Source organism: Streptomyces mirabilis, from assembly GCF_039503195.1.
GTDB lineage: Bacteria > Actinomycetota > Actinomycetes > Streptomycetales > Streptomycetaceae > Streptomyces > Streptomyces mirabilis_D.
This window is the reverse complement of sequence record NZ_JBCJKP010000001.1, coordinates 6,246,056-6,271,301: the sequence shown is the minus strand read 5'-3', so window position 1 is coordinate 6,271,301 and position 25,246 is coordinate 6,246,056. Positions and strand designations below refer to the sequence as shown.

Genomic DNA, 25,246 nt, shown 5'->3' with positions numbered 1-25,246 from the left:
GGAACCCCGGTGGACCGCCGCGCACGCACCGACCTACCGCGGATCAGTGGAAGAAGTGCCGCGTCCCCGTGAAGTACATGGTGATGCCCGCCTTCTTCGCGGCCTCGACCACCAGCTCGTCACGGACCGAACCGCCGGGCTGGACCACGGCCCTGACGCCCGCCTCGGCGAGGATCTCCAGACCGTCGGGGAACGGGAAGAACGCGTCCGAGGCCGCGTACGACCCACGGGCCCGCTCGGCGCCCGCCCGCTCGACCGCGAGCTTCGCGGAGTCGACGCGGTTGACCTGGCCCATGCCGACGCCGACCGAGGCGCCGTCCTTGGCGAGCAGGATCGCGTTGGACTTCACCGCGCGGCAGGCCCGCCAGGCGAAGGCCAGCTCGTCGAGCTCGCCCTCGTTCAGGGCGTCACCGGTCGCCAGGGTCCAGCTCGCCGGGTTGTCACCGTCGGCCTGGAGACGGTCGGTGACCTGGAGCAGCGCGCCGCCGTCGATCGGCTTGAGCTCGGTCGGGTTCGCGGGCGCGCGGTGGGCGCGCAGCACGCGGATGTTCTTCTTCTTGGTGAGGGCTTCGAGGGCGCCGTCCTCGTACTCGGGCGCCACGATGACCTCGGTGAAGATCTCGGCGACCTGCTCCGCCATCTCCTTCGTGACCGGCCGGTTGACCGCGATCACACCGCCGAACGCGGACAGCGGGTCACAGGCGTGCGCCTTGCGGTGCGCCTCGGCGACGTTCGAGGCGATCGCGATGCCGCACGGGTTGGCGTGCTTGATGATCGCGACGCAGGGGTCCTCGTGGTCGTACGCGGCACGGCGCGCGGCGTCCGTGTCCGTGTAGTTGTTGTACGACATCTCCTTGCCGTGCAGCTGCTCGGCCTCCGCGAGACCGCCGGCGCCCGAGGTGTAGAGCGCGGCGGGCTGGTGCGGGTTCTCGCCGTAGCGCAGGGTGTGCGCGCGCTCCCAGGTGGCGCCGAGGAAGTCGGGGAACCGGGAGGCGTCGACGGGGGCGTACTCGGAGGCGAACCAGGAGGCGACGGCGACGTCGTACGCGGCCGTGTGCTGGAAGGCCTCGGCCGCGAGCCGCTTGCGGGTGGTGAGGTCGAAGCCGCCGGTCTTCACGGCGGAGAGGACGTCGCCGTAACGGTCGGGGCTGGTGACGACGGCCACGGACGGATGGTTCTTGGCGGCGGCACGGACCATCGAGGGGCCGCCGATGTCGATCTGCTCGACGCACTCGTCGGGCGTCGCGCCCGAGGCGACGGTCTCACGGAAGGGATAGAGGTTGACGACGACGAGATCGAACGGCTTGACGCCCAGCTCTTCCAGCTGCCGCTGGTGGTCGGGCAGACGCAGGTCGGCGAGGATGCCGGCGTGGACCTTGGGGTGCAGGGTCTTGACGCGGCCGTCGAGGCACTCGGGGAAGCCGGTCAGGTCCTCGACCTTGACGACGGGGACCCCGGCCGCGGCGATCTTCGCGGCGGTGGAGCCGGTGGAGACGAGCTCGACACCGGCCTCGTGGAGCCCGCGGGCAAGCTCTTCGAGCCCGGTCTTGTCGTAGACGCTGACGAGCGCGCGCCGGATGACCCGCTTGGTGCCCTCGGTGCTCTCGGCCGTGACTGTGCTGTCGGCGGTCACTGGATAACTACCTTTCGTCCCTCAATGCGATAGCCGTTGCGGGCGAGCCGCCCCACGACATCGACGAGCAGTCTTCGCTCGACTTCCTTGATGCGCTCGTGCAGAGCGCTCTCGTCGTCCTCGTCCCGGACCTCCACCACGCCCTGAGCGATGATCGGTCCGGTGTCGACGCCGTCGTCGACGAAGTGGACGGTGCAGCCGGTGACCTTCGCGCCGTACGCGAGCGCGTCGCGTACGCCGTGGGCCCCCGGGAAGCTGGGCAGCAGGGCGGGATGCGTGTTGACGAACCGCCCACCGAACCGGGCGAGGAATTCCTTCCCCACGATCTTCATGAACCCCGCGGAGACCACCAGGTCGGGCTCGTGGTCGGAGACGGCCTCGGCGAGCGCGCCGTCCCACTCGTCCCGGGTGTCGTAGTCCTTGACGCGGCGGACGAAGGTGGGGATCCCGGCCCGCTCGGCCCGGGCGAGCCCCTCGATGCCGTCGCGGTCGGCGCCCACGGCCACGATCTCGGCCCCGTAGGCCTCCGGCCCGGCCGCGGCGATGCCGTCGAGCAGTGCCTGCAGATTCGTGCCTGATCCGGAGACCAGCACGACGAGGCGCTTGGTCTTGGCCACGACGGGGCCCTTTCTCGGGGGAGCGTTTGTACGGTCGTACGAATGCTTCGCGCCCCTGGATACGGGGAAGTCTACAAAGCGGCCGACCGTCAGCAACGATACCGGCACACCGGGCGGCCCCCACGGGACGGGGGCGTGGCCGGAAGGTAGCGTCTGCGGTGGATCCCTCCGGGAACACCGTTCAGCACGGGGGAACGCCCTGTGCGCTTGGGACGTTGACCTGGGACGGGTAGAACGTTCGGGGTACGAGCCCCGGGGGCGAACGTCCGGGGCGCGGGTCTCGGACGGAAAACCCGGGGCAGGGACTCCACGGAGCGGTATCCGGGGCGAGAATCCCGGGTCCTGATCCTGAAAACGAACGCCCGGGGTGCGAGCCCCGGGCAGGACGCTCGGGGTGAGCGTCGCGAACACGATGCCGTGTGGACACGCCGCCCGCCAGAACCACCAAGGGGAAGACGCACACCTGATGCCGGACCGCAGTCTCCGACTCCCTCCGCTGCTGCTGCGCGAGCGGCGCCCTTCGCCTACCCCGCCGCGGGAGAGCGGGGACACGCCCGCGGGTGGGAACGGTTCCGCGGACGGACACGGCCCGGACACAGACTCCGGCACGGGCTCCGGCTCCGGCTCCGGCTCCGGCTCCGATGACAATCCCTTCGCTCCGCCGCCGGAGGGCACGCCCGACCGCCCCTGGCAGCCTCGACGTCCCGCGTCCGGCCACAGCCCGAACGAGAACGACGGTTCCGGCCCCGGGTCCGACCCCGGACAGTCCCCATGGGGCAGCCAGTGGAGCGACCGGCAGCCGGGGCGTTCGTCCGGTGGCGGTTTCGGCGACCGTCCCGGGGCTCCGCACGGTCAGGGCGGCCCGGAAGGTCCCGGCGGTGGGCCGGGCGCCGGAATGCGCTGGGACCCGACGGACCCCGCCCAGCGCCGCGCGCGCTACGCGCTGCTCTCCGGAATGTGGGCGTTCTTCTTCGCCCTGTTCAGCTGGCCTTACGTGGCGCTGCTGCTCGGTGCGCTCGCCCTGTACTGGGGCGTCAGCGCACTGCGTGCCAAGCCGCGCGCGCAGGACCCGGACATCCCGGCCCCCGACGCGAACACCCGCCCCCAGACGACCGCCGCGGTCAGCGGCCTCGTCACCGCGTCCCTGGCGATCATCATGGTCGCCGCGACCTTCACCGCGCAGCTCGTGTACAGCGACTACTACTCCTGCACGAACGACGCCCTCACCAACTCCGCCAAACAGTCCTGCAACGACCTCCTCCCGAAGGACCTGAGGGGCGTCTTGGGAACACGCGGCTAGCGCAAACGGGACATGCGGGCGTGGTCCCGCCCGCTGAAGGACGCGCCCCGTCAGGGGCGAGGGGAACGGCGCGCCCAGCCCCCACCCACCCGCAGCAAATCAACCTGCCCCCCCGGGGGCGCGGCCCCGGGCGGGGTCTGGGGCGCAGCCCCGGGAATGATGGGGTCCCCCTGCTCGAGCGAAGCCCAGAGCTTGGGGGGTAGGGGCGGCGGGGCGAGGAAGCCGGGGGCCGCTCACTCACCCCATGTCATCGGAGGGCAAGAGGTCGTACGGCTCCAGGCTCGGATCCCGCGCCGGGACCGACCCCGAAGCCGGACCCGCCCCCACCGTCGAACCCACCCCCACCGCAGGAGTCGGCTCCCCCTTCGGCACCGGCTCCACCGGACCCCCCTCACCACGCGACCGCCCCGCCCAGACCCTCCACGAGAACCACGACCGCCACGCCCCCCACGAGGGCCACGAGAGCCGAGAGCGCCACGAGGTTCGAGAACGCCACGTAGGCCAAGACACCCCCCGTCTCCGCCAAAGCCCCCACGCCCACAACCCCACCCCCACAGGAAGCCCCACCCCCACCGTCCAAACCACCGCCGCTCCCCCCACCTGCCACCACACCGGCCCGAAGTGAGCCAACGCCGCCACCCCCAAGGGCCCACCCGCCACCCCGGCCAGCACCGCCATCACCAGCCCGCACCCCACGGCCGCGACCCCCACCCCCAGCACGACCCGCCCCCCCGACCAGGCCTCCCGCCCCTCCCCCGGCGCCCCCGCGGTCACCAGGAACCACGCCACCGTCACCCCCGCCACCACCGGCACCCCCATCCCCACCTCATTCCACACCGCCCCGGGCACCGGCACCGCCGCCAGCAGCGGAAACGCCGGCAGCAACGGCCCCGGCCCCGCCGCGGACAACGGACCCGCGACATGCCCGGCCCCCAGCACGACCCCGGGCCCGAGCCCGTACGCGGCCCCCCACACCGCCGCGTTCGGCACCAGCGCCAGACAGAGCAGAAGTACCGCGAACCGCCCCGACCACACCTCGGTGAGCTGCGGGAACGAGTCCCGGACAGCATCGCCGTGCCACACCAGCGACGCCGCCACCAACAGCGAGCCACCCCCGACGAGCACCGCCGCCCCGGCCCCGGCCGCCCGCGCGGAGGCCCCGAGGAATTCGGGCGGGCAACGGCGTACGCCGGCGAGCAACCGCCGGACCCGCGCGAGCTCGGGGAAGCCGGCGCGTCCGTACGCCGCCCACACACCCACCCCCGCCGCACTCCCGGCGAGCAACGGCAGGCATCCGGCGGTCCACAGCCACGACGGCCGCAACTCCCCGCCCGAGCAGTACAGCGCCGCCGCCAGTCCGACCGTCAGATAGCCCCCGACGACCCCCGTCCACACCGTGCCCGGCTCCGCCTCGGCCCCGGCGTCCGCCACGCCACGCACCGCCCGGTACAGCAGCCACACGGGCAGGACGACCAGCAGCAGCGGTGTCACACCCACCGGCATGGGCAGGCCCGACAGGGTCTCGGTGCGGACCAGCTCCACGCCGTGCGCGAGCAGCCACAACGCGGCGGCCACGTGCAGCGATCCGCTCGGCCCGCTGTCCGGATAGGGCGAGCTGATCCACAGCATCATGACGAGGACGGCGAACGAGCCGAGTCCGAGCCCCGCCGCCAGGGCGCCACCCAGGAGGCTGGCGCCCAGTCCGGACGAACGGTGGCGCATCCGGGTGAGCAGGGGCGGCAACGACAGCCTGCGGTCGGTCATTTGGGTCACGCCCGCCATGTTCCCAACGACACGCGCTTTCTCGTCGTAACAGGCGAACCTTGGATGTGTCGCTCAATATGCAGCTATGTACTTTTTCGTACTAAGGGGCACCCTATGGGGTCCGCCATGACACGCACCCCTGAGACCCCGCTGCCCTCCCCCAAGGAGTGCCGCCGCCTGCGCGAGGCCCAGTCGCTGAGCCAGGCCGACGTCGCGGCCGCGTTGGGCGTCACTCGTGCGACGGTGCGCTCGTGGGAGAAAGGCCGTACGACGCCACGCGGCACCAAACGGGATGCGTACGCACGACTGCTGACGGGCGCCGAGGAGGTGACCCCCCATCAGGAGAACCCGGCTCCCGCCCTGGTCGGCGCCGCCACCGGCCCCGTACAGGCGTCCCCCGACCGTGCCGAACCCGCCCCCGAGCCGCCCTCCGAAACCTCATCCGCCTCCGAACTCGCCCCCAGACCCGCTCCCGAACTCGACCCTGATCCCGCACGCGGCCCCGAACCCGAGCTCGGCTCCGGGCTCAGCCCCGAAGCCGAACCCCTTTCGCCCTCCCTGACGCCCGATCAGGCCTTCGACGCCCTCTACGCGTTCTGCGCCCCCGCCCTCGTACGGCAGACCTACCTGCTCACCGGGCGGCGCGAACTGGCGCGCGAGTCGGTGGAGCGCGCCTTCCAGCTGGCCTGGCACCGCTGGCCCGAGGTGGCCATGGACCGCGATCCGGCGGGGTGGGTGCGGGCGACGGCGCACGAGTTCGCGCTCTCGCCCTGGCACAGGCTGCGCCCCCGGCACCGCAACCCGGAGCCGCCGCCCGCCGCCCCCGCGGACCGCGCGCTGCTCGACGTACTCCTGCAGCTGCCGCCCGTGTACCGGCGGACCCTGCTGCTCTACGACGGGGTCGGGCTCGATCTGCCGGAGACCGCGGCCGAGACGGAGGCGAGCACGCCCGCGGCGGCCAACCGGCTGCTGCACGCGCGCGAGGCCGTGGTCACGCGGCTGCCGGAGCTGGCGGAGCCGAAGGAGTTGCACCGGCGACTCGCCGAGGTCGCCTCCGCCGAGCGGCTGCGCGCCGCGAAGCCCACCACGGTCCGCTGGGGCGGAGAGCAGCGCGCCCGGCACTGGACCCGCGCCGCCATCGCTTTCACGGTCGTCCTCATCGGCGCCACCACACTGACGCTCCGTACGGCCCCGGACCACTACGAGCCGCCGCTGGCGCCCGGCGCCACGGTGTACGGGGTGCCGCCCCGGGTCGCACCCGGACCGCTGTCCGCGGAGGAGCTTGCCCTGCGCGCCAAGCTCAAGGGGGAGACGGTCAGCGGGCCGGAGCGGCTGGTTCCGGAGGCAGGCTGAGCCGGGTACGACGACGGGCTCGCACCCCCGTGGGGATGCGAGCCCGTTCAGTCTGGAGAAGGTCAGCCGGCGAGGATCTCGCGGGCCAGCTTCGCCGTCTCGGTCGGCGTCTTGCCGACCTTGACGCCGGCGGCCTCGAGGGCCTCCTTCTTCGCGGCGGCCGTGCCGGAGGAGCCGGAGACGATGGCGCCGGCGTGGCCCATGGTCTTGCCCTCGGGCGCGGTGAAGCCGGCGACGTAGCCGACGACCGGCTTCGTCACGTTCTTGGCGATGAAGTCCGCCGCACGCTCCTCGGCGTCGCCGCCGATCTCACCGATCATGACGATCAGGTCGGTGTCGGGGTCGGCCTCGAAGGCGGCGAGCGCGTCGATGTGCGTCGTACCGATGATCGGGTCGCCACCGATGCCGACGGCGGACGAGAAGCCGATGTCACGGAGCTCGTACATCATCTGGTACGTCAGCGTGCCGGACTTCGAGACCAGGCCGATGCGGCCCGGCTTCGTGATGTCGCCCGGGATGATGCCGGCGTTCGACTGGCCCGGGGTGATGAGACCGGGGCAGTTCGGGCCGATGATGCGGGTCTTGTTGCCCTTCGACTTCGCGTACGCCCAGAAGGCGGCGGAGTCGTGGACGGCGATGCCCTCGGTGATGACGACCGCGAGGGGGATCTCCGCGTCGATCGCCTCGACGACGGCGGCCTTGGCGAAGGCCGGCGGCACGAAGAGGACGGACACGTTGGCGCCCGTCTTCTCCATGGCCTCCGCGACCGTGCCGAAGACCGGGATCTCGGTGCCGTCGATGTCGACGGACGTGCCCGCCTTGCGCGGGTTCACGCCACCGACGATGTTCGTGCCGTCGGCCAGCATGAGCTTGGTGTGCTTCATGCCCGTGGCACCGGTCATGCCCTGGACGATGACCTTGCTGTCCTTGTTGAGGAAGATAGCCATGGCGGTTGTTTCCCTCGTCCCTTACTTCGCAGCCGCGAGCTCGGCGGCCTTGTCGGCCGCGCCGTCCATGGTGTCCACGCGCTGGACCAGCGGGTGGTTGGCGTCCGACAGGATCTTGCGGCCCAGCTCGGCGTTGTTGCCGTCCAGACGCACGACCAGCGGCTTGGTGACTTCCTCGCCCTTGTCCTTGAGCAGCTGGAGCGCCTGGACGATGCCGTTGGCGACCTCGTCACAGGCGGTGATGCCGCCGAAGACGTTGACGAAGACGGACTTGACGTCCGGGTCGCCGAGGATGATCTCCAGACCGTTCGCCATCACCGCGGCGGAGGCGCCGCCACCGATGTCGAGGAAGTTGGCGGGCTTGACGCCGCCGTGGTTCTCACCGGCGTACGCGACGACGTCGAGGGTGCTCATGACGAGACCCGCGCCGTTGCCGATGATGCCGACCTCGCCGTCGAGCTTGACGTAGTTGAGGTTCTTGGCCTTGGCCGCCGCCTCGAGCGGGTTGGCGGCGGCGTGGTCGACCAGCGCCTCGTGCTCCGGCTGGCGGAACTCGGCGTTCTCGTCCAGCGACACCTTGCCGTCGAGCGCGATGACGCGGCCGTCGGCGACCTTGGCGAGCGGGTTGACCTCGACGAGGAGGGCGTCCTCCTTGATGAAGGTGTCCCACAGCGTCACCAGGATCTCGGCGACCTGCTCGGCGACCTCGGCCGGGAACTTCGCCTGGGCGACGATCTCGCGGGCCTTCTCGATCGAGACGCCCTCGTTGGCGTCGACCGGGACCTTCGCGAGGGCCTCGGGGTTCTCCTCCGCGACGACCTCGATCTCCACGCCGCCCTGGACGGACGCCATGGCGAGGAAGGTGCGGTTGGTGCGGTCGAGGAGGTACGAGACGTAGTACTCCTCGGCGATCTCGGGCGCGGTCTCGGCGATCATCACCTTGTGGACCGTGTGGCCCTTGATGTCCATGCCGAGGATGTCCGTCGCCCGGGCGACGGCCTCGTCCGGGGTGGCGGCGAGCTTGACGCCGCCGGCCTTGCCGCGGCCACCGACCTTCACCTGGGCCTTGACGACGGACTTGCCGCCAAGACGCTCGGTCGCCTCGCGGGCTGCCTCAGGCGTGTCAATGACTTCACCGGCCAGCACCGGTACACCGTGCTTGGCGAAGAGGTCCCTCGCCTGGTACTCGAACAGGTCCACGCGCGTCCGTCCCTATCAGTGATCTCGCGGTTCGTTGGATGCGTGGGCGTGCCGCGAAGGGCAACGTGACGTCCGCTGTCACAAGGGTGGCGCACACGGTGTCCGAGCGCGCGGCATGTCCGTCTCGCAGGTTATCGCCGCAGGACGTGGGTCCCTAAATCGCAGGTCACACCTGAGCGGTGATACCTGTCACAGATCTTGCCGGGACGGGGCCTCACCAGGCTGGGGTTTGCCTGGTGAGGCCCCTCGAACAGCCCCTGAGGGGCCCAGGGAGGGTGATCCCCACCCCAATGGGGACCACCCTCCCCATCCGCGGGGTTCCGGTCGGACACAGCCGACGGCTTTCGGCCGTCCGGGGCCGTGGCCCCGCGGAGTCGGTCAGTGGATACCGCGAGCGCTACGGCGGGAGGGACGGTCAGACGCCGTACGTGCCGTACGCGGCGTGGCGCGGACAGCTCGGCGTGACGGACTCGGCCGCACGTCGTCCGCGACCCCCGCCGCGAAGCCGCCGACATTCACCTGGCCGCCGTAGGCCAGACCGGTGGCGCCGCCGGATCCTGGGCTTCCTTCCGGGGACCGGAAAGGGTCCGGATCGGGCCGGAGAGGGCCGGAGAGGGGCCGGACGGCGGGCAGACCTGTTCTTCCCCGCGCGGCAGGCCGTCAGCGGGGAAGAACCGCCCTAACCGGGGAAGAGCGGAATGTCCCGGTACCTGTCGCGGGTCTCGGCCGCGGTCACCGCCGCGGGAGCGCCGGGCACGAGCCGCAGCGGCGCCCGGTGACTCGGAGTGACGACGGCATGAGGATCGCCGTGGCGCGGCGTGCCGCTGTCGACGGCAGCCTGACCGCCCGGCGCGCCCGTGGGGTCGCCGGGGGGTGCCTGACGGTCGGACCCCGATCCCGGCGCCACACCCCGGTGCTCGCCGCGCACGGCGACACCGTCCGTGTCCGTACCGAGGCGAGCGGGGCCGTAGTACCTCGGACCGACGGTCCCGGCGTCCCCGTGCCGCACCACCGCATGCGACGACGAGGGCACAGCACCCGCACCCGAGTGCTGGGGCCCCGAGCCGGCGGACGGAACCTGACCCCCCGCGCCCGGAGGCGAGGGCGGACCGGGCGGACCGGGCAGCTCGGGCAGGGACGGCAACGAGGGAAGGGACGGCAGGGTCTTCGGCGGAGCCTGGCCCAACTCGCCGGTCACGGTCTCCACGAGATCACCGACCGGTCGTACGACGCTGTCGGCAACCGGCCGTACGACGTGCCGGACGGTGTCGGTCACGCGGGTGACGGCGTCGCCGCCCTGAGCGACGGTGTCCGTGACGGCGGCGTGAGTGACGGCGTCCGTGACGGCGGCGTGAGTGACGGCGGCGTGAGTGACGGTGGGGGCCACCGAGTGCGCCGGGAGCGGAGCACCCGGCTTCACCAGCCGTTCCGGCGAACTCGTCGGAACCGTCGGAACCAACCCGCCCGCCGCATGTGCCCGCTCCCCACAGAGGAGCCCGAGCGCGAACAACCCGGCCACCAGCAGCGCCAGTCGCAGCGCACGTCGCCCCGCCACCGTGTGCGTCATGTGTGTCATGCGCAGAGCGGCACCGGCGAGGGGCAGTTCGGCGGCGGGCGGGGTCAAGACGGGGTGATCCTCCGTGCGGCGGGAAGAGGCGTCGATCCTCGCACGGGTCTCCCGAGGTCGCGCAAGCCCCCTGTCGCCGTCATCACCGATGGCACGTCTCCTCAGGCGGTGTCCGGTATCGGAAGCGGCCGCTTCTCGATCGCCGCCGCCATCACCTCGGGAAACAGGTCGGGCGTACAGGCGAACGCCGGTGCACCCAGCGCCGCGAGCGCCGCCGCGTGCTCACGGTCGTACGCGGGCGCCCCCTCGTCGGACAACGCCAGCAGCGTCACGAACTGCACCCCCGACGCCTTCATCGCCGCGACCCGCTTGAGCATCTCGTCGCGTATACCCCCTTCGTAGAGGTCGCTGATGAGCACGACCACCGTGTCGGCGGGGCGGGTGATCTGCGACTGGCAGTACGCCAACGCCCTGTTGATGTCCGTACCGCCGCCCAACTGGGTGCCGAAGAGGACGTCGACCGGATCGTCGAGCTGGTCGGTCAGATCGACGACGGACGTGTCGAAGACGACGAGCCGGGTCGCGATGGACCGCATCGACGCGAGGACGGCACCGAACACGGAGGCGTAGACGACGGACGCCGCCATGGATCCCGACTGGTCGATGCAGAGGACGACCTCCTTCTTCACGGACTGCGAGGCACGCCCGTAGCCGACCAGCCGTTCGGGCACGACCGTGCGGTACTCGGGCAGGTAGTGCTTGAGGTTCGCCGCGATCGTGCGGTTCCAGTCGATGTCGTGGTGACGGGGTCTGCTGATGCGCGTACTGCGGTCGAGGGCGCCGGTGAGAGTCGCCCGCGTGCGGCTCGCGAGCCGCTTCTCGAGATCCTCGACGACCTTGCGCACGACCGCCCGCGCCGTTTCCTTCGTCGTCTCCGGCATGGCCTTGTTGAGGGAGAGCAGCGTGCCGACCAGGTGCACATCGGCCTCGACCGCTTCCAGCATCTCGGGCTCCAGCAGGAGGGTGGACAGCCCGAGCCGGTCGATGGCGTCCCGCTGCATGACCTGCACGACGGACGAGGGGAAGTACGTCCGGATGTCCCCGAGCCAGCGTGCGACCGACGGCGCCGACGCCCCCAGCCCCGCCGAACGGTCCCGCCCTGCCCGCCCCTTGCCGTCCTTCCCGTACAACGCGGTGAGCGCCCCGTCCATCGCCGCGTCCTGCCCCGCGAGCGCGCATCCGGTGCCGTCCGCCTCCTCACCTCCCAGCACGAGCCGCCATCGCCGCAGCCGCTCGTCGGCGTCGGTGGGTCCGGTCGGACCGTTCGATCCGGTCGCTTCCACAGGTGCCGCTGTCATCGGGTCACCCCCGCAAAGTCGTCGTCGTAGGCCTCGCCCAGCCCCAGCAGCAGGCTCAGCACCGGCAGGACCGCGTCGGCGCGCTCGGGGTCGAGGTCGGGCGCGAACCCGGGTATCCCGGAGGCGGCCTCGGCGCTCCCCCGCGCCCCCGGGCCGCGCCGGACCAGCTCGCCCAGCGTTCTGCGCACCCCTGCCTCGTACGCCGAGAAGGTGCGCCGCAGCAGTGGCAACACATCGGTGAACGCCTCCGTCGGCACCCCGGTCAGCCACGCGTCCACCAGACCGAGCAGCCGCTCGTCGTGCACGAGCAGCATCCCGCCCCCGGAGCCACCGCCGACGAAGCCCTCGATCCACGCGGCCGCGTCCCCCGGCTCCGTACCCGGCGACAGCACGAGACTCATGAGCCGCGCGGCCTCGTCCTGCCCCAACTCCCCGTCGTCCAACAGCAGTCGTACCGCCCGCCCGCGGATCACCCCCGGCACGGTGTCCCGCCCTGCCAGCACCCGGAGTACGGAGTGCCAGCGCTCGCGTATGCCGCCGGAGGCCGCCGTGCCCGGCTCCCCCAACAGCCCCACCGCGCCGTGCACCGCGTCCACATGGCCTCGCATGTGCTCGGCGGCCTCGGCGTCGATGGCCGAACAGGCGGGTGGGAGCCCGACGAAGATCCGCTCGGCGAGGCCCATGGCGACGTCCGTGAGGGCGTGTGTGTCCGTGCCGCGCACATCGCCGTACCGCAGGGAGCGGACCAGCGCGGGCAGGGCCTGGGCGAGATGACCGACATCCGCGTCCAGCGCCGCCCGGTCGGCGAGGACCCGCATCACCACGGGCAGCGCGTCCGGGAGTTCGGCGAGCAGACAGCGCTCGGCCAGTGCCGTGACCTCGGCCAGGGCGTGCGCGGCGACGGCGTCGGCCTCGGCCTTGCCGGTCGCCGCCGACAGCACCGTCGTGCCCCAGACCCCGGCCTCGGCGACCCGCACGGACAGCTCCGGCTCCCAGCGCAGCCGCCAGGTCTCCCGGAAGGTGCCGGTGCTGCCGCGCGAGGCGGTGGGCTCGCCCCACGCGATACCGAGCAGCCGCAGCCGGTGCAGGAGTCCGCTCCGCCCTGCGTCGGTCTCCCCCCGCAGGTCCAGCTCCAACTCCCGCTCCATCGGCTCGGGTTTCAGTCGCAACCGCTTCTGCGCACGCGCCAGATCGCGCTGCAACGGCACCGCGGGAGCGGACTGGGGCACCTCGCCCAGCACATCGCCGACCACGAGCCGGTCGTGCACGAGCCCCAGTGGCACGTCCGAGCCCTCGCACATCACGGCTCGTACGGCGTCGGTGGTCTCGGTCAGCCCGGGCAGTGGGCGACCGCGCATCGCGGCGAGGGTGTCGGCCAGCCGAACCGCCTCGATGACGTGCGCCGCCGACACCATCCGGTCCTCGTCGCGCAGCAGCCTCGCCACCTTCGTCATCCAGCGCTCGACGGGACGGTCCGGGGCGGCGAACAGATGCCCGTACCAACCCGGCGAGTCGATGCCCGCGCCGTACCCGCTGACCCGCGACAGCCTCCGGTGCGTCCACGGCACCCACGTCATGTCGGCCTTGGCCTTGGGTAGCCCCTTGAGCAGCGCCCGATCGGCGGCCACGCTCGGCTTCTGCCGCAGCGCAGGCACGTGCCAGGCCCCGCACACCACGGCCACCTCGTCCCCGAACTCCCGCTGCGCCGCCCGCAACTGGAGCCGCATGTACGCCTCGCGCACCACATCCCGGTCGTGTCCCCCGACCCCGTGGACCTCCCGCAGTGCCCCCATCGCCTCCTCCAGCGCGGTGAACGGCGCGAACGGGTCGGCCCCGACCCCGGCCCCGCCGCGGTGCTCGACCACGTCCTCCCACCAGCGCTCGGGATCGTCGTGACCGGCCGTCTGCGCGAGGACGGCGAGGGGGTCGATCCGCACGTCCGTGTCGACGGAACGGTCGGACGCACCGACCTCCTCCGCCCCCTTCTCCTCCTCCGTCGCCCCCTTCTCCTCTTCGTTCCCCCACGCGAGCGTGTGGGTCGCCGGGAGGTCGATGAAGCGGGCCAGGACTCCGTGCTCCAGGGCCCACCGGATCGCCACCCACTCGGGGGAGAACTCGGCGAGCGGCCAGAAGGCGGAGCGGCCGGGCTCGTCCACGACATGGGCGAGGAGTGCGACGGGAGGACGCATGTCCTTCTCGGCGGCGAGCGGGATGAGCGCGTCCGCCTCCGGGGGTCCCTCGATCAGTACGACCTCGGGCGTCGCCGCCTCCAGCGCGGCCCGCACGGCACGGGCCGACCCCGGGCCGTGATGCCGCACCCCCAGCAGCAACGGCCCCGTCGCGAAGGTCGTCATGCGCTCACCTCCCGGCAGGCCCGGTAGAAGTCCTTCCAGCCGTCCCGCTCGCGGACGACCGCCTCCAGATACTCCTGCCAGATGACCCGGTCGGCGGCCGGATCACGGACGACGGCGCCGAGGATGCCGGCCGCCACGTCGGACGCGCGCAGGACGCCGTCGCCGAAGTGGGCGGCGAGGGCCAGGCCGCCCGTGACGACCGAGATCGCCTCGGCGGTGGACAGCGTGCCGCTGGGCGACTTCAGCTTTGTCCGCCCGTCGGCCGTCACCCCGTCGCGCAGCTCCCGGAAGACGGTGACGACACGGCGGATCTCGTCGATGCCCTCGGGCACGGCGGGCAGGTCGAGGAACCGGCCGATCTGGTCGACACGCCGCGAGACGATGTCGACCTCGGCGTCCGCGCTCTCCGGCAGGGGCAGCACCACCGTGTTGAAGCGGCGGCGCAGGGCACTGGACAGCTCGTTCACCCCGCGGTCGCGGTCGTTGGCGGTGGCGATCACGTTGAAGCCGCGGACGGCCTGCACCTCCTGGCCCAATTCCGGTATGGGCAGGACCTTTTCCGACAGGATCGTGATCAGTGTGTCCTGCACGTCCGCCGGGATGCGGGTCAGCTCCTCGACCCGGGCCGTCATGCCCTCCGCCATGGCCCGCATGACCGGGCTCGGCACGAGGGCGTCCCGGCTGGGGCCGTGGGCCAGCAGCTGCGCGTAGTTCCAGCCGTACCGGATCGCCTCCTCCGGTGTGCCGGCCGTGCCCTGCACCAGCAGGGTCGAGTCGCCGCTGACCGCCGCGGCCAGGTGCTCGGACACCCACGTCTTCGCGGTGCCGGGCACGCCGAGCAGGAGCAGGGCGCGGTCGGTGGCGAGCGTGGTGACGGCGACCTCGACGATGCGGCGCGGTCCCACGTACTTCGGTGTGATCACCGTGCCGTCCGGCAGCGTGCCGCCCAGCAGATAGGTGGCCACCGCCCAGGGCGACAGCCGCCAGCGGGCGGGCCGCGGCCGGTCGTCCTGCGCGGCCAGCGCGGTGAGTTCGGCGGCGAAGGCGTGCTCGGCATGTGGTCGCAGCGCCTCGCCCGCGCTCTCGCTCACGCCTTCGCCCAGGCCCTCGCTCACGGGCGGACGGACGGTCGTCGGTTCAACGGACGCAACGGGCACGGACATGGCTCGCTCCCCCTCCAGCTCGGCCGGTTCGGATCTGGTTCCACCGTGCACCACGCCACTGACAATGCGCTCTGACCTGCGCAAATAAGCTCGCGAAGGTCGATTGTCAGTGGCGGGACCTACCTTCGATGACATGACTCAGCAGGGGGTGCGCTGGACGGCGGATCAGGTGCTGGCACTGGCGCCTGATGCCGCGTCACGTACGGCCAGCAGCAAGCTCGGCGCGGCCGGGCCGTGGTCGGAGGCAGGCAGTTCTGACGAGGGGACGGTATGGGGACTGTGCAGGGGAAGCGGCAGCAGGCCTTATCAGACGGTCATCGACATCGCGGACTCCACCGGGCCCGCGTACACGTGCAGTTGCCCGAGCCGGAAGTTCCCGTGCAAGCACGCGCTGGGACTACTGCTGCTCTGGGCGGGCGCGGACGGTTCGGTACCGCGAGGGCCGGCGCCGGACTGGGCGGAGCAGTGGATAAAGGGGAGACGAGAGCGAGCGGCGGAGAAGGGGACGACGGGCGGGGCATCTGGGACGGCGTCACCGGGCGATCCGGAAGCGGCCCGGCGCAGGGCGCGGCGGCGGGCCGAGCGGATCACCGCGGGGGCGGCGGAGCTGGAGCAGCGGTTGGCGGATCTGCTGCGGGGCGGCCTCGCGTCGGCCGAGCAGGCGGGGTACGGGATGTGGGAGGAGACGGCGGCCCGCATGGTCGACGCGCAGGCGCCCGGACTGGCCGCGCGGGTCAGGGAATTGGGGGCGATTCCCTCCTCCGGACCCGGCTGGCCGGTGCGGCTGCTGGAGGAGTGCGCGTTGCTCCATCTCCTCGACCAGGGCTGGCTGCGCCGTGAGCGGCTGCCGGACGACCTGGCCGCGACGGTTCGCTCGCGGGTGGGGCTGCCTGGTTCGGCGGACGGGCCACCGGTGCGGGACCGCTGGCTGGTCCTCGCCCAGTACGACACGGCGGACACCCGGCTCACGACCCGCAGGATCTGGCTCTACGGCGCGGGGAGCGACCGCACCGCGCTGCTCCTCTCCTATGGGGCCGCCGGCCGTGCGCCGGAGCTGACGCTGCCGGTGGGGCTGGCCTTCGAGGCGGAGGTGTCCGCCTATCCGGGCGCCGGGCAGCTCCGTGCGGCCCTGGGCGAGCGGTTCACGCCGCCCGCCCCCGCGCGGACACGTCCACCGGGGCTGACCGCCTCCCAGGCGGCGGCCCGCTTCGGCGAAGCCCTGCGGGCCGACCCCTGGCTCGACTCCCACCCGGTCACGCTGGTCCGGGTGATACCCACCCCTGACGGCGACACCTGGCAACTGGCGGACGCCGACGGCGACTTCGCCCTCCCGATCGCCTCTTCCCTTCTCTCCCGACCCGGGCTGTGGCGCCTCGCCGCCCTGTCCGGCGGCGCCCCCGTCACGGTCTTCGGAGAGTGCGGCCACCGCGGCTTCACTCCCCTGACGGCCTGGCCGGAGGGCGTCGGGGAGCCGGTGTCCCTGTGCTGACCACCGGCACCGCCCCCATCACTGGCACCAGCACCAGCACCAGCACCAGCACCACTGTCACCGGTCAAACCATCAGCACCGCCTCCCCACGGAAAGGACGCTCATGAACACGACCTCCGCCTCCGCGGGCGCGTCCGTCGGAGGTTCCTGGGAGGAGCTCGTCACGATGGCCCTGCTCGGGACCGAGCGGCGCCCGCCTCCCGCCTGGGCCGCCGGGCGCGAGGCACCGGTGGCCCTGCTGGACGCGGCCGCGGTGGAAACCCTGCGGCGGCGGGCCGGGGTGCGGGCCGCACGGGCGGCCGCCCGTCCCGAGCCCGCCGCGCCCGACCCACGACGGGCCCTCCCGCCCGCCGCGGCCCACCGACTCACGACGCTGCTGGCGGACCGTCCCGGCACGGGAGGCGGTGGTCGCCGGGGCACGGCGCCCGACCTCATGGAGCTGCTGCCGCAGTGGCTCGCGCTGGCGAACGCGCGGGGTTTCGCGCCGCCCCCGGAAGCACTGCCCGCGCTCCTCGACGCCGCCCGGGGCCGTACGGACCTGCGGCCTGCGGCCCTTGCCTTCGCCGGGCCACGCGCCCTGTGGCTCGCCCGGCTGAACCCGGACTGGCGCTTCGCCCTGCGGTCGCTGCCCGGCGGCGGCACCGCGCTGCCCGGCCCAGAGGACCCCGGGCGCGCGCAACGGCTCTGGCAGGAGGGTCTCTTCGCCGAGCGGGTCGCACTGCTCACCTCGATACGGGCCCAGGACCCCGGGGCCGCGCGCGAGCTGCTCGCCACCACCTGGGCGACCGAGCGGGCCGAGGACCGGCTGATGTTCCTCGACTCCTTGCGCTCCGGACTGTGCGCGGCGGACGAACCGTTCCTGGAGCGGGCGCTCGCCGACCGGAGCCGCAACGTCCGGGCCACGGCGGCGGAACTGCTGTCCGCGCTGCCCGGTTCGGCGCTCGCCGCGCGGATGGCGGCGCGGGCCGGCACCTGCGTGGCCGTCGACCGGACGCGGGGCACACCCTCGATCGTCGTCGAGGCGCCGCACGAGTGCGACGCGAGCATGGAGCGCGACGGTGTTGTCCCGAAAGCTCCGGCGGGACGAGGGGAACGGTCGTGGTGGCTGGGCCAGTTGGTCGAAGCAGCGCCGCTCGGGACATGGTCGCGACGGCTCGGCGGACGTACGCCGGAGGAGATCGTGGCGCTTCCGGTGGCGGACGACTGGCAGAGCGAGCTGCATGCCGCGTGGTGCCGGGCGGCGGTACGGCAGCGGGACCCGGGCTGGTCCCGGGCTCTCCTCGGCGCGCCGTCGGCTCCGGAGGCCGGCGGGCCGGGAGCGGTGTCACTGGCGGAGCGGTCGAAACTGCTCGCCACGCTGGGCTCCGCCGAGCGGGCCGAGTGGGTGGCGGGGTTCATCGCCACGCACGGTTTGTCCGAGGCGTTCCAGTTGCTCGGGGTCTGCGCGGTGCCGTGGGCGGGACCCCTGGGACGGGCGGTGGTCGACGCGCTCAATATCGCGCGGGACGCGGGGAGTTATCCATGGAGCTTCAGTGGGGTGATGGGGCTGGCCGAGCGGTGCCTGGATCCGGCGGAGGCGGGGCGACTGGAGGGACTCACGGCAGTCGCCGACGAGCCGGAGAACGCGGCGCCCGGTGCCGGTGGCTACTGGGCGGAGGCCTTCCAGCGCCTCGTCACCACCCTGCGTCTGCGCGCGGCGATGTCCTCGGAGCTGGACGGTGCGGAACCACGCTGACAGGAGCGCCCCTCGCGGGGCACGGGGAACTGCGCGAACAGCCCCCACCCACCCGCGGCCGCCCCACGAGCGGTGGGGACCGCACGTCCGCCGGAGAGGTGCTACGCGCCGGCCGGCTGGCGCACGTTCGCCCGGACCCACTCCACGATCGACGTGGTCGTCGCGCCCGGCGTGAAGATCTCGGCGACGCCCTTCTCCTTGAGCGGCGCGATGTCCGCCTCGGGAATGATCCCGCCGCCGAAGACCTTGATGTCCTCCGCGTCGCGCTCCTTCAGGAGATCGATGACCGCGGCGAACAGTGTGTTGTGGGCGCCGGAGAGGATCGAGAGGCCGATCGCGTCGGCGTCCTCCTGGATCGCGGTGTCGACGATCTGCTCCGGGGTCTGGTGGAGCCCGGTGTAGATGACCTCCATACCGGCGTCGCGCAGCGCCCGCGCGATCACCTTGGCCCCGCGATCGTGGCCGTCGAGCCCCGGCTTGGCCACCACCACGCGGATCGGACCGGCTGCCACACCCATCACTGCCTCCATGAACGGACTTCATCGACCGCCCCGCACCGCACCGGCAGGGGAAGTGAACGAACGTTATCGTCAGATCCGTGCAAACCGCAGTTTCCCGCTGAAGACCGAGGGGGAAATCACACGGTGGGACACATTCGCCGCGCACCGCTCCGCGTCACTGCGGCACGCGCGCCGCAGGGATCTGCGACGCGCGGGCCGTGGCCGGAGCCTGCGCAAGGAGAGCCGCCAGCGGGTGGCAGCACCACCGTCGCATCACGGAGGAGCGACGGCGGTGCGGCGCACCGGCGGGAGCACGACGGCAGGGAATCCCGTCGCGTCACCGGCGCACCACACGCCACGGACGCACCGTCGGCACCCGCCCACGCCATCGCCACCGGCACCACCACCGCGGCTTTCCACGAGGGCACACGGGGGACAGAGCGGTCCCGCTGCGTGCCGACTGGAGGTCGGCCATGAAGGTCACCGGGGCTGAGTTGCCCTTTCTCCCTCTCCGTCAGCGCCTGCTGCCCAGCCGACTGACCGGGCTCTCGGTGGCCCTGTTGAAGGCGACGGCCCTGGAGATCGCCATCCTCGCCGGGCACCTCCTCCTCTATCCGTCCGGCATCACCCAGGAGCGCCGCGGCACCCCCGCGCTCCCCCCGCCCGACGCGCCCCGGCTGCCCACCGGGACCAAGCCGCCGGTCGTGCTGCTGCACGGCTTCATCGACAACCGTTCGGTCTTCGTGCTGTTGCGCCGCAACCTCGCCCAGCACGGCAGGCAGCACATCGAGTCGCTCAACTACTCGCCGCTGACGAACGACATCCGCGCGGCCGCGGAGCTGCTCGGGCGGCACATAGAGGACATCTGCGAGCGCACCGGGCGCGAGCAGGTGGACATAGTGGGGCACAGCCTCGGCGGACTGATAGCGCGCTACTACGTCCAGCGCCTCGGCGGGGACCTGCGCGTCCGCACCCTGGTCACGCTCGGCACGCCGCACGCGGGCACGAAGGTCGTTCCGCTGATGAACGCGCACCCGATCGTCCGTCAGATGCGGCCGGGTTCCGAGGTGATCGAGGAGCTGCGCAAGCCCGCGCCCGACTGCCGTACGCAGTTCGTGAGCTTCTGGAGCGACCTCGACCATCTGATGGACCCGCTGGAGACCGCCTCCATCGACCACCCGGACCTGCTCGCACAGAGCGTCCAAGTGAGCGGAATCGGACATCTCGCCCTGCCCGTCCACCCCGCGGTCGCCGCCGGGATACGGCAGGCACTCGACTTCGAGGAGACACAGGCCCGCCCCGTCGCCGCGCCCGCCGCCGAAACCGGGGGTCTGACAGTGGCGTAACGCCTCCACAGAACACCCTCAACATCGAACGGCAATCGAACGCCAGGCCAAAGCCGTGCCCGCCCTCCCCCGAAACACGGCCGAATGCCCGTTTCCCGAGTGGAGGAAACCTGCGGAAGATTGTCGCGCCCGCGTACCGCCGGGTACAGTCGCCGCACTGCTCTGCCAGCCCCTGTTGTCGAGGCGAAAGAGAAGTTGGTGAACGACCGTCACCCGTCGGGGACCGCAACGCCCCCGGCTCCGGCCTCCGATGCCGCCGCGGCGCCCTATGCGTCGTACGGTGGCCAGGAAGTCCAGTACGGCGACTTCACCTCGTACGACGGCTACGCCACCACCGGTACCTACGCGACCGGAAACTTCGAGACCACGGGTTTCGAGACCGCGGCCTTCGCGGCCGACCCTCTCTTCGGCGACATGTCGGGCGGCGGCGGCACGGGTTCGTACGACGCCACGCAGTGGAGCACCGGCAACCACCAGATGCCGCACTACGATCCGTACGCCGCACAGCACCAGGCGGCGTACGACACGGGTGCCTACGACACGACCGCCTGGGCGAGCGGATACCAGCAGCTCGCCGACATCCCCGCGCAGCACCCGGGCCCCGAGGGCACCGGTCAGTGGGACGCGGCCGCCTGGCTCCAGGCCGAACAGAGTGGCCAGACCCAGCAGTGGACCGCGCACACCCAGGAGACCGGCGCGTACGACGCCACGCAGTGGAACATCGCGGGCGAACACGACCCGTACGACGGGTACGAGCAGCACCAGCAGGCCGAGTCGTACGAGCAGCAGCTCGCCGCCGAGGCCTACGAGCACCAGCCGGTGTCCGAGTCCGACGGGGACGACCAGACCTTCGACCGGCCCTTCGACCAGCAGGCGACCGCGACCTTCGAGCAGGTGTCGTACGAGGAATCCGGCGCCGCGGAGGACGAGTTCGAGGACGCCGGTGACGCGCAGGACGCGCCACTGCTGGAGGACATGGAAGAGGTCACTCCGGTCCCCCGCCCCGCGAACCGGTCCGGGTCCCGTTCCCGGCGGCGCAGCCCGGCGAAGCGTTCCGCCTTGCTGACCGTCGCGGTGCCCTCGGCCTGTGTGATGGGGGTCGCGGGGATCGCCGCCGCCTCCGTGGGCACCATCGGCGGGAACGACAGCAAGGACAACACGACCCTCAGCGCGTCCGACGGGACCGCGGTGAAGCCGTCGGCCGTCAACAACAAACTGGACACGCAGCTCCAGAGCCTCTCCGCGGGCGCGGACGACTTCGCCGACCGGGCCAGCCGGACGCAGGAACGTATCGACCTCAAGGCGCAGCAGGCCGCCGAGAAGCAGAAGGCGGCGGCGGAAGCGGCCCGCAAGGAGCGGCTGCGGCCGAAATTCGTGCTCCCGGTCACGCAGAAGGGCCTCAGCGCCTACTTCGGCCAGGCCGGCGTCAACTGGATGTCCGTGCACACGGGCATCGACTTCCCGGTGTCGTACGGCACGCCGGTGATGGCCGCGACCGACGGCACCGTACGGACGCAGTGGAACAGCGCGTACGGGAACATGGCGATCGTCACCGCGATGGACGGCACGGAGACCTGGTACTGCCACCTCTCCAGCTACAAAGTGCCGTCGGGCACGGTCGTGAAGGCCGGTGAGCAGATCGCGTTCTCCGGGAACTCCGGCAACTCGACCGGTCCGCACCTGCACTTCGAGGTCCGCCCCGCGGGCGGCTCGGCGATCGACCCGCTGCCGTGGCTGCGCAGCCACGGCCTGGACCCGACGTAACCCACGGGGCCTCGGGCCAGACGTGACCAACCGGCCCTTCACTCGGCGACGTGACCGAACGCCGTCGCCGCCGAGTTCCCCGCTGCCGTCCCGTAGGACTACAGCTTCTCCACCGGCGCGTACCGCAGCAGCAACCGCTTCGGCTTCGCCTCGCCGAAGTCGACCGTCGCCTCCGCGTTCGCACCCGTCCCCTTCACGCCGACCACGGTGCCCAGGCCGAACTGGTCATGGGTGACCCGGTCGCCGACCGAGAGCGAGACCACCGGCTTCTCGGAGATCCCGCGGCGCGTCGCGAAGCCGGAGGCGCCGGACGCCGCGGACCGCGAACGCGAGGACGACAGCGAGGCGGCCACACCGGAGACGGGTCCCGAGGGCATGGGAGCGGTCGCGCCGGTGCGCTTCCACTCCAGGTGCGTCTCCGGGATCTCCTCCAGGAAACGGGACGGCGGGTTGTACGAGGGCTGGCCCCAGGCGCTGCGCATGGACGAGCGGGTGAGGTACAACCGCTCCCGCGCGCGCGTGATGCCGACGTACGCGAGGCGCCGCTCCTCCTCCAGCTCCTTGACCTGTCCCAGCGCGCGCATGTGCGGGAAGACGCCGTCCTCCATGCCGGTGAGGAAGACGACGGGGAACTCCAGGCCCTTGGCGGTGTGGAGGGTCATCAGCGTGATGACGCCGTTGCCGTCCTCCTCGTCCGGGATCTGGTCGGAGTCGGCGACGAGCGCGACACGCTCCAGGAACGCGGAGAGCCCACCGGACGCCGCACCAGCACCAGCAGCCGCCGCACCCGCAGCAGCGCCCGCCCCCGTGCCTTCGCCCCCGCCCTCGCCGGTCTCCTGCTCGAACTCCAGGGCCACGGCGGCGAGCTCCTGAAGGTTCTCGATCCGGGTCTCGTCCTGCGGGTCGGTCGAGGCCTGCAGCTCGGCGAGGTAGCCGGTGCGCTCGAGGACCGCCTCCAGGACGGTCGCCGGGCCCGCGCCGGACTCGACGATGGTGCGGAGGTCCTCCATGAGCGTGTTGAACCGCTTCACGGCGTTCGTCGACCGCGCCGCCATCCCGTACGCCTCGTCGACGCGGCGCAACGCCTGCGGGAAGCTGATCTTCTCGCGCTGCGAGAGCGCGTCGATCATGGCCTCGGCGCGCTCGCCGATGCCACGCTTGGGAACGTTCAGAATGCGGCGCAGGGGGACCGAGTCCTCGGGGTTGGCCAGGACCCTGAGGTACGCGAGGACGTCCCGGACCTCCTTGCGCTCGTAGAAGCGGACGCCGCCGACGACCTTGTAGGGCAGACCGACGCGGATGAACACCTCTTCGAAGACACGGGACTGGGCGTTCGTCCGGTAGAAGACGGCGACGTCGCCCGCCCTGGCCTCGCCCGCGTCGGTGAGACGGTCTATCTCGTCGGCGACGAACTGGGCCTCGTCGTGCTCGGTGTCGGCGACATAGCCGGTGATGTTCGAACCGGCGCCCGCGTTGGTCCACAGGTTCTTGGGGCGGCGGGACTCGTTGCGCTCGATGACCGCGTTCGCGGCGGTCAGGATCGTCTGGGTGGAGCGGTAGTTCTGTTCCAGCAGGATCGTCGTCGCGTCCGGGTAGTCCTCCTCGAACTGGAGGATGTTGCGGATGGTCGCCCCGCGGAAGGCGTAGATCGACTGGTCGGCGTCGCCCACGACGCACAGCTCGGCCGGCTCGAGCTCGCCCTCGGCGGGCGGCACGTCCTCGGGCCGGTCACCGGCGGCCGGGCCGACGAGCTCCCTGACCAGGGCGTACTGCGCGTGGTTCGTGTCCTGGTACTCGTCGACCAGGACATGGCGGAAGCGGCGCCGGTAGTGCTCGGCGACGTCCGGGAAGGCGCGCAGCAGGTTGACCGTGGTCATGATCAGGTCGTCGAAGTCGAGCGCGTTCGCCTCGCGCAGCCGCGACTGGTACATCGCGTAGGCCTGGGCGAGGGTCTTCTCGAAGCCGTCGGCGGCCTGGGCTGCGAAGTCCTCCTCGTCGATCAGCTCGTTCTTCAGGTTCGAGATCTTGGCGCTGAAGGACTTGGGCGGGAAGCGCTTGGGGTCGAGATCCAGATCACGGCAGACGAGCGCCATCAGCCGCTTGCTGTCGGCGGCGTCGTAGATCGAGAACGAGGAGGTGAAGCCGAGCTTCTTGCTCTCCCGGCGCAGGATCCGCACACACGCGCTGTGGAAGGTCATCACCCACATCGCGTTCGCGCGCGGGCCGACGAGCTGCTCGACGCGCTCCTTCATCTCGCCCGCGGCCTTGTTCGTGAAGGTGATCGCGAGGATCTGGCCGGGGTGGACATGGCGCTCGCCCAGCAGATGGGCGATGCGGTGGGTGAGCACCCGGGTCTTGCCGGAGCCCGCGCCGGCCACGATGAGCAGCGGGGAGCCGGAGTGCACCACGGCCGCGCGCTGGTTCTCGTTCAGCCCGTCCAGCAGGGCCGCCGGGTCCACGGCGGGGCGGTGCGCGCCGTCGCGGTAGTAGGCGTCCCGGCTCGCGGGCACGTCGAAGCGGCCGCCGAACAGGTCGTCCGGAAGCGGCTCCGGCGCCCCGTCCTCGGGCGGCGGAGGCTCTTCCTCGTGGGCCCCGGAAGGCTGGAGGTCCGCCAGAAAGCTGTCATCAAAGAGGCTGCTCATCGCTCTCCGAGTCTAGGCGGCCCCACTGACAACCCGCGGCCACCCTGGAAACCCGACCGGTTTTTCCGCGACCGCGCATGATCTCTTCCCACGACCGCGCATGATCTCTTTCCGTGACCGCACCTGATCCCTTTCCGCCACTCTTTCCGCCGGGGGCGCCGTCACCGTTCAGGATCGTTTCATTACGGTCAGCCACAGTCGGTCCGGATCAATGGCCCCCAGGATCAAGGTCACAAAAAAGTATCGGGCATATCGCACATCAAACTTCACAGAACACTTATGAGTTGGCTAGCGTGCCGGGCAGGCCGCTCGACCCAACCGGCGAACATCGCCGGGCCGTGCGGCCTCCGCCGAGTCCGGTGCGCCGTACGGCAGCCGGAGCCGGGGACCCAACCGACCTTGGGGTGAATCGGTCCAACTGTCCGCTGGGACAAGGACCGTAGGGCAAACCTTCCGGAATCACCCGCCCGAACCCGACAGCTAACTCGGTAGGCGGAAGACGGAAGGAGTCGCC

General features: G+C 71.9%; 16 protein-coding genes, 1 pseudogene and 1 riboswitch. Of the genes and pseudogenes, 6 read left to right on the top strand and 11 right to left on the bottom strand.

Features of this window, described 5'->3' with window-relative positions:
* Positions 1 to 43 precede the first annotated feature (43 nt).
* Positions 44 to 1,633, bottom strand: a complete 1,590-nt coding sequence (purH, locus tag AAFF41_RS28960) for a bifunctional phosphoribosylaminoimidazolecarboxamide formyltransferase/IMP cyclohydrolase (RefSeq protein WP_067366834.1) — start codon at positions 1,631 to 1,633, stop codon at positions 44 to 46.
* A complete protein-coding gene (purN, locus tag AAFF41_RS28955) occupies positions 1,630 to 2,250 on the bottom strand; it encodes a phosphoribosylglycinamide formyltransferase (RefSeq protein ID WP_060898685.1) in 621 nt (206 codons plus the stop codon). Before purN ends, purH begins: the two co-directional genes overlap by 4 nt.
* A gap of 466 nt (positions 2,251 to 2,716) precedes the next feature.
* On the opposite strand from purN, the gene AAFF41_RS28950 reads away from it, so the two are divergent.
* Positions 2,717 to 3,550 (top strand): hypothetical protein, encoded by an 834-nt coding sequence (locus tag AAFF41_RS28950; protein WP_343324849.1) that lies wholly within the window; start codon positions 2,717 to 2,719, stop codon positions 3,548 to 3,550.
* A gap of 237 nt (positions 3,551 to 3,787) precedes the next feature.
* Here AAFF41_RS28950 and AAFF41_RS28945 read toward each other — a convergent pair whose 3' ends face one another.
* A complete protein-coding gene (locus AAFF41_RS28945; RefSeq protein ID WP_319751724.1) occupies positions 3,788 to 5,332 on the bottom strand; it encodes a cell division protein PerM in 1,545 nt (514 codons plus the stop codon).
* A gap of 108 nt (positions 5,333 to 5,440) precedes the next feature.
* Between AAFF41_RS28945 and AAFF41_RS28940 the strand changes: the two genes are divergently transcribed.
* Positions 5,441 to 6,667 carry a sigma factor-like helix-turn-helix DNA-binding protein gene (locus AAFF41_RS28940; RefSeq protein ID WP_343324848.1) on the top strand — a complete coding sequence of 409 codons (1,227 nt, stop codon included), beginning with the start codon at positions 5,441 to 5,443 and terminating at the stop codon, positions 6,665 to 6,667.
* A gap of 62 nt (positions 6,668 to 6,729) precedes the next feature.
* On the opposite strand, the gene sucD is transcribed toward AAFF41_RS28940, so the two are convergent.
* The 6 genes from sucD to AAFF41_RS28910 all read right to left on the bottom strand — a co-directional run bounded on the left by sucD (position 6,730) and on the right by AAFF41_RS28910 (position 15,256).
* Entirely contained in the window at positions 6,730 to 7,614 is an 885-nt protein-coding gene (sucD, locus tag AAFF41_RS28935) for a succinate--CoA ligase subunit alpha (protein WP_075028438.1), read from the bottom strand.
* A 21-nt stretch (positions 7,615 to 7,635) separates the two neighbouring features.
* Positions 7,636 to 8,814, bottom strand: a complete 1,179-nt coding sequence (gene sucC, locus AAFF41_RS28930) for an ADP-forming succinate--CoA ligase subunit beta (protein ID WP_060901446.1) — start codon at positions 8,812 to 8,814, stop codon at positions 7,636 to 7,638.
* A 679-nt stretch (positions 8,815 to 9,493) separates the two neighbouring features.
* The gene (locus AAFF41_RS28925) at positions 9,494 to 10,438 is read right to left on the bottom strand and encodes a hypothetical protein (protein WP_343324847.1); all 945 of its coding nucleotides are present in this window, start codon (positions 10,436 to 10,438) and stop codon (positions 9,494 to 9,496) included.
* A gap of 104 nt (positions 10,439 to 10,542) precedes the next feature.
* The gene (locus AAFF41_RS28920) at positions 10,543 to 11,739 is read right to left on the bottom strand and encodes a VWA domain-containing protein (protein ID WP_319751727.1); all 1,197 of its coding nucleotides are present in this window, start codon (positions 11,737 to 11,739) and stop codon (positions 10,543 to 10,545) included.
* Positions 11,736 to 14,093 (bottom strand): DUF5682 family protein, encoded by a 2,358-nt coding sequence (locus AAFF41_RS28915; protein WP_343324846.1) that lies wholly within the window; start codon positions 14,091 to 14,093, stop codon positions 11,736 to 11,738. Before AAFF41_RS28915 ends, AAFF41_RS28920 begins: the two co-directional genes overlap by 4 nt.
* A complete protein-coding gene (locus AAFF41_RS28910) occupies positions 14,090 to 15,256 on the bottom strand; it encodes an ATP-binding protein (protein WP_343324845.1) in 1,167 nt (388 codons plus the stop codon). The genes AAFF41_RS28915 and AAFF41_RS28910 overlap by 4 nt, the downstream gene beginning before the upstream one ends.
* A gap of 133 nt (positions 15,257 to 15,389) precedes the next feature.
* Here AAFF41_RS28910 and AAFF41_RS28905 point away from each other — a divergent pair, with 133 nt between their 5' ends.
* Both AAFF41_RS28905 and AAFF41_RS28900 read left to right on the top strand, forming a co-directional pair.
* A complete protein-coding gene (locus AAFF41_RS28905; RefSeq protein ID WP_343324844.1) occupies positions 15,390 to 16,745 on the top strand; it encodes an SWIM zinc finger family protein in 1,356 nt (451 codons plus the stop codon).
* A 54-nt stretch (positions 16,746 to 16,799) separates the two neighbouring features.
* Positions 16,800 to 18,480 (top strand): annotated as a pseudogene (locus tag AAFF41_RS28900) (DUF5691 domain-containing protein).
* A 101-nt stretch (positions 18,481 to 18,581) separates the two neighbouring features.
* Here the strand turns inward: AAFF41_RS28900 and icmB are convergent.
* Positions 18,582 to 18,998, bottom strand: a complete 417-nt coding sequence (icmB, locus tag AAFF41_RS28895; protein WP_060901461.1) for a coenzyme B12-dependent isobutyryl CoA mutase small subunit — start codon at positions 18,996 to 18,998, stop codon at positions 18,582 to 18,584.
* Between the two features lie 455 nt (positions 18,999 to 19,453).
* On the opposite strand from icmB, the gene AAFF41_RS28890 reads away from it, so the two are divergent.
* Positions 19,454 to 20,326, top strand: coding sequence for an esterase/lipase family protein (locus tag AAFF41_RS28890; protein WP_319751731.1), 873 nt, complete (start codon positions 19,454 to 19,456; stop codon positions 20,324 to 20,326).
* Between the two features lie 84 nt (positions 20,327 to 20,410).
* Positions 20,411 to 22,090, top strand: a complete 1,680-nt coding sequence (locus AAFF41_RS28885) for a peptidoglycan DD-metalloendopeptidase family protein (protein WP_343324843.1) — start codon at positions 20,411 to 20,413, stop codon at positions 22,088 to 22,090.
* A 98-nt stretch (positions 22,091 to 22,188) separates the two neighbouring features.
* On the opposite strand, the gene pcrA is transcribed toward AAFF41_RS28885, so the two are convergent.
* The gene (pcrA, locus tag AAFF41_RS28880; protein WP_343324842.1) at positions 22,189 to 24,732 is read right to left on the bottom strand and encodes a DNA helicase PcrA; all 2,544 of its coding nucleotides are present in this window, start codon (positions 24,730 to 24,732) and stop codon (positions 22,189 to 22,191) included.
* Between the two features lie 338 nt (positions 24,733 to 25,070).
* Positions 25,071 to 25,242: riboswitch (cyclic di-AMP (ydaO/yuaA leader) on the top strand.
* Positions 25,243 to 25,246: the final 4 nt, after the last annotated feature.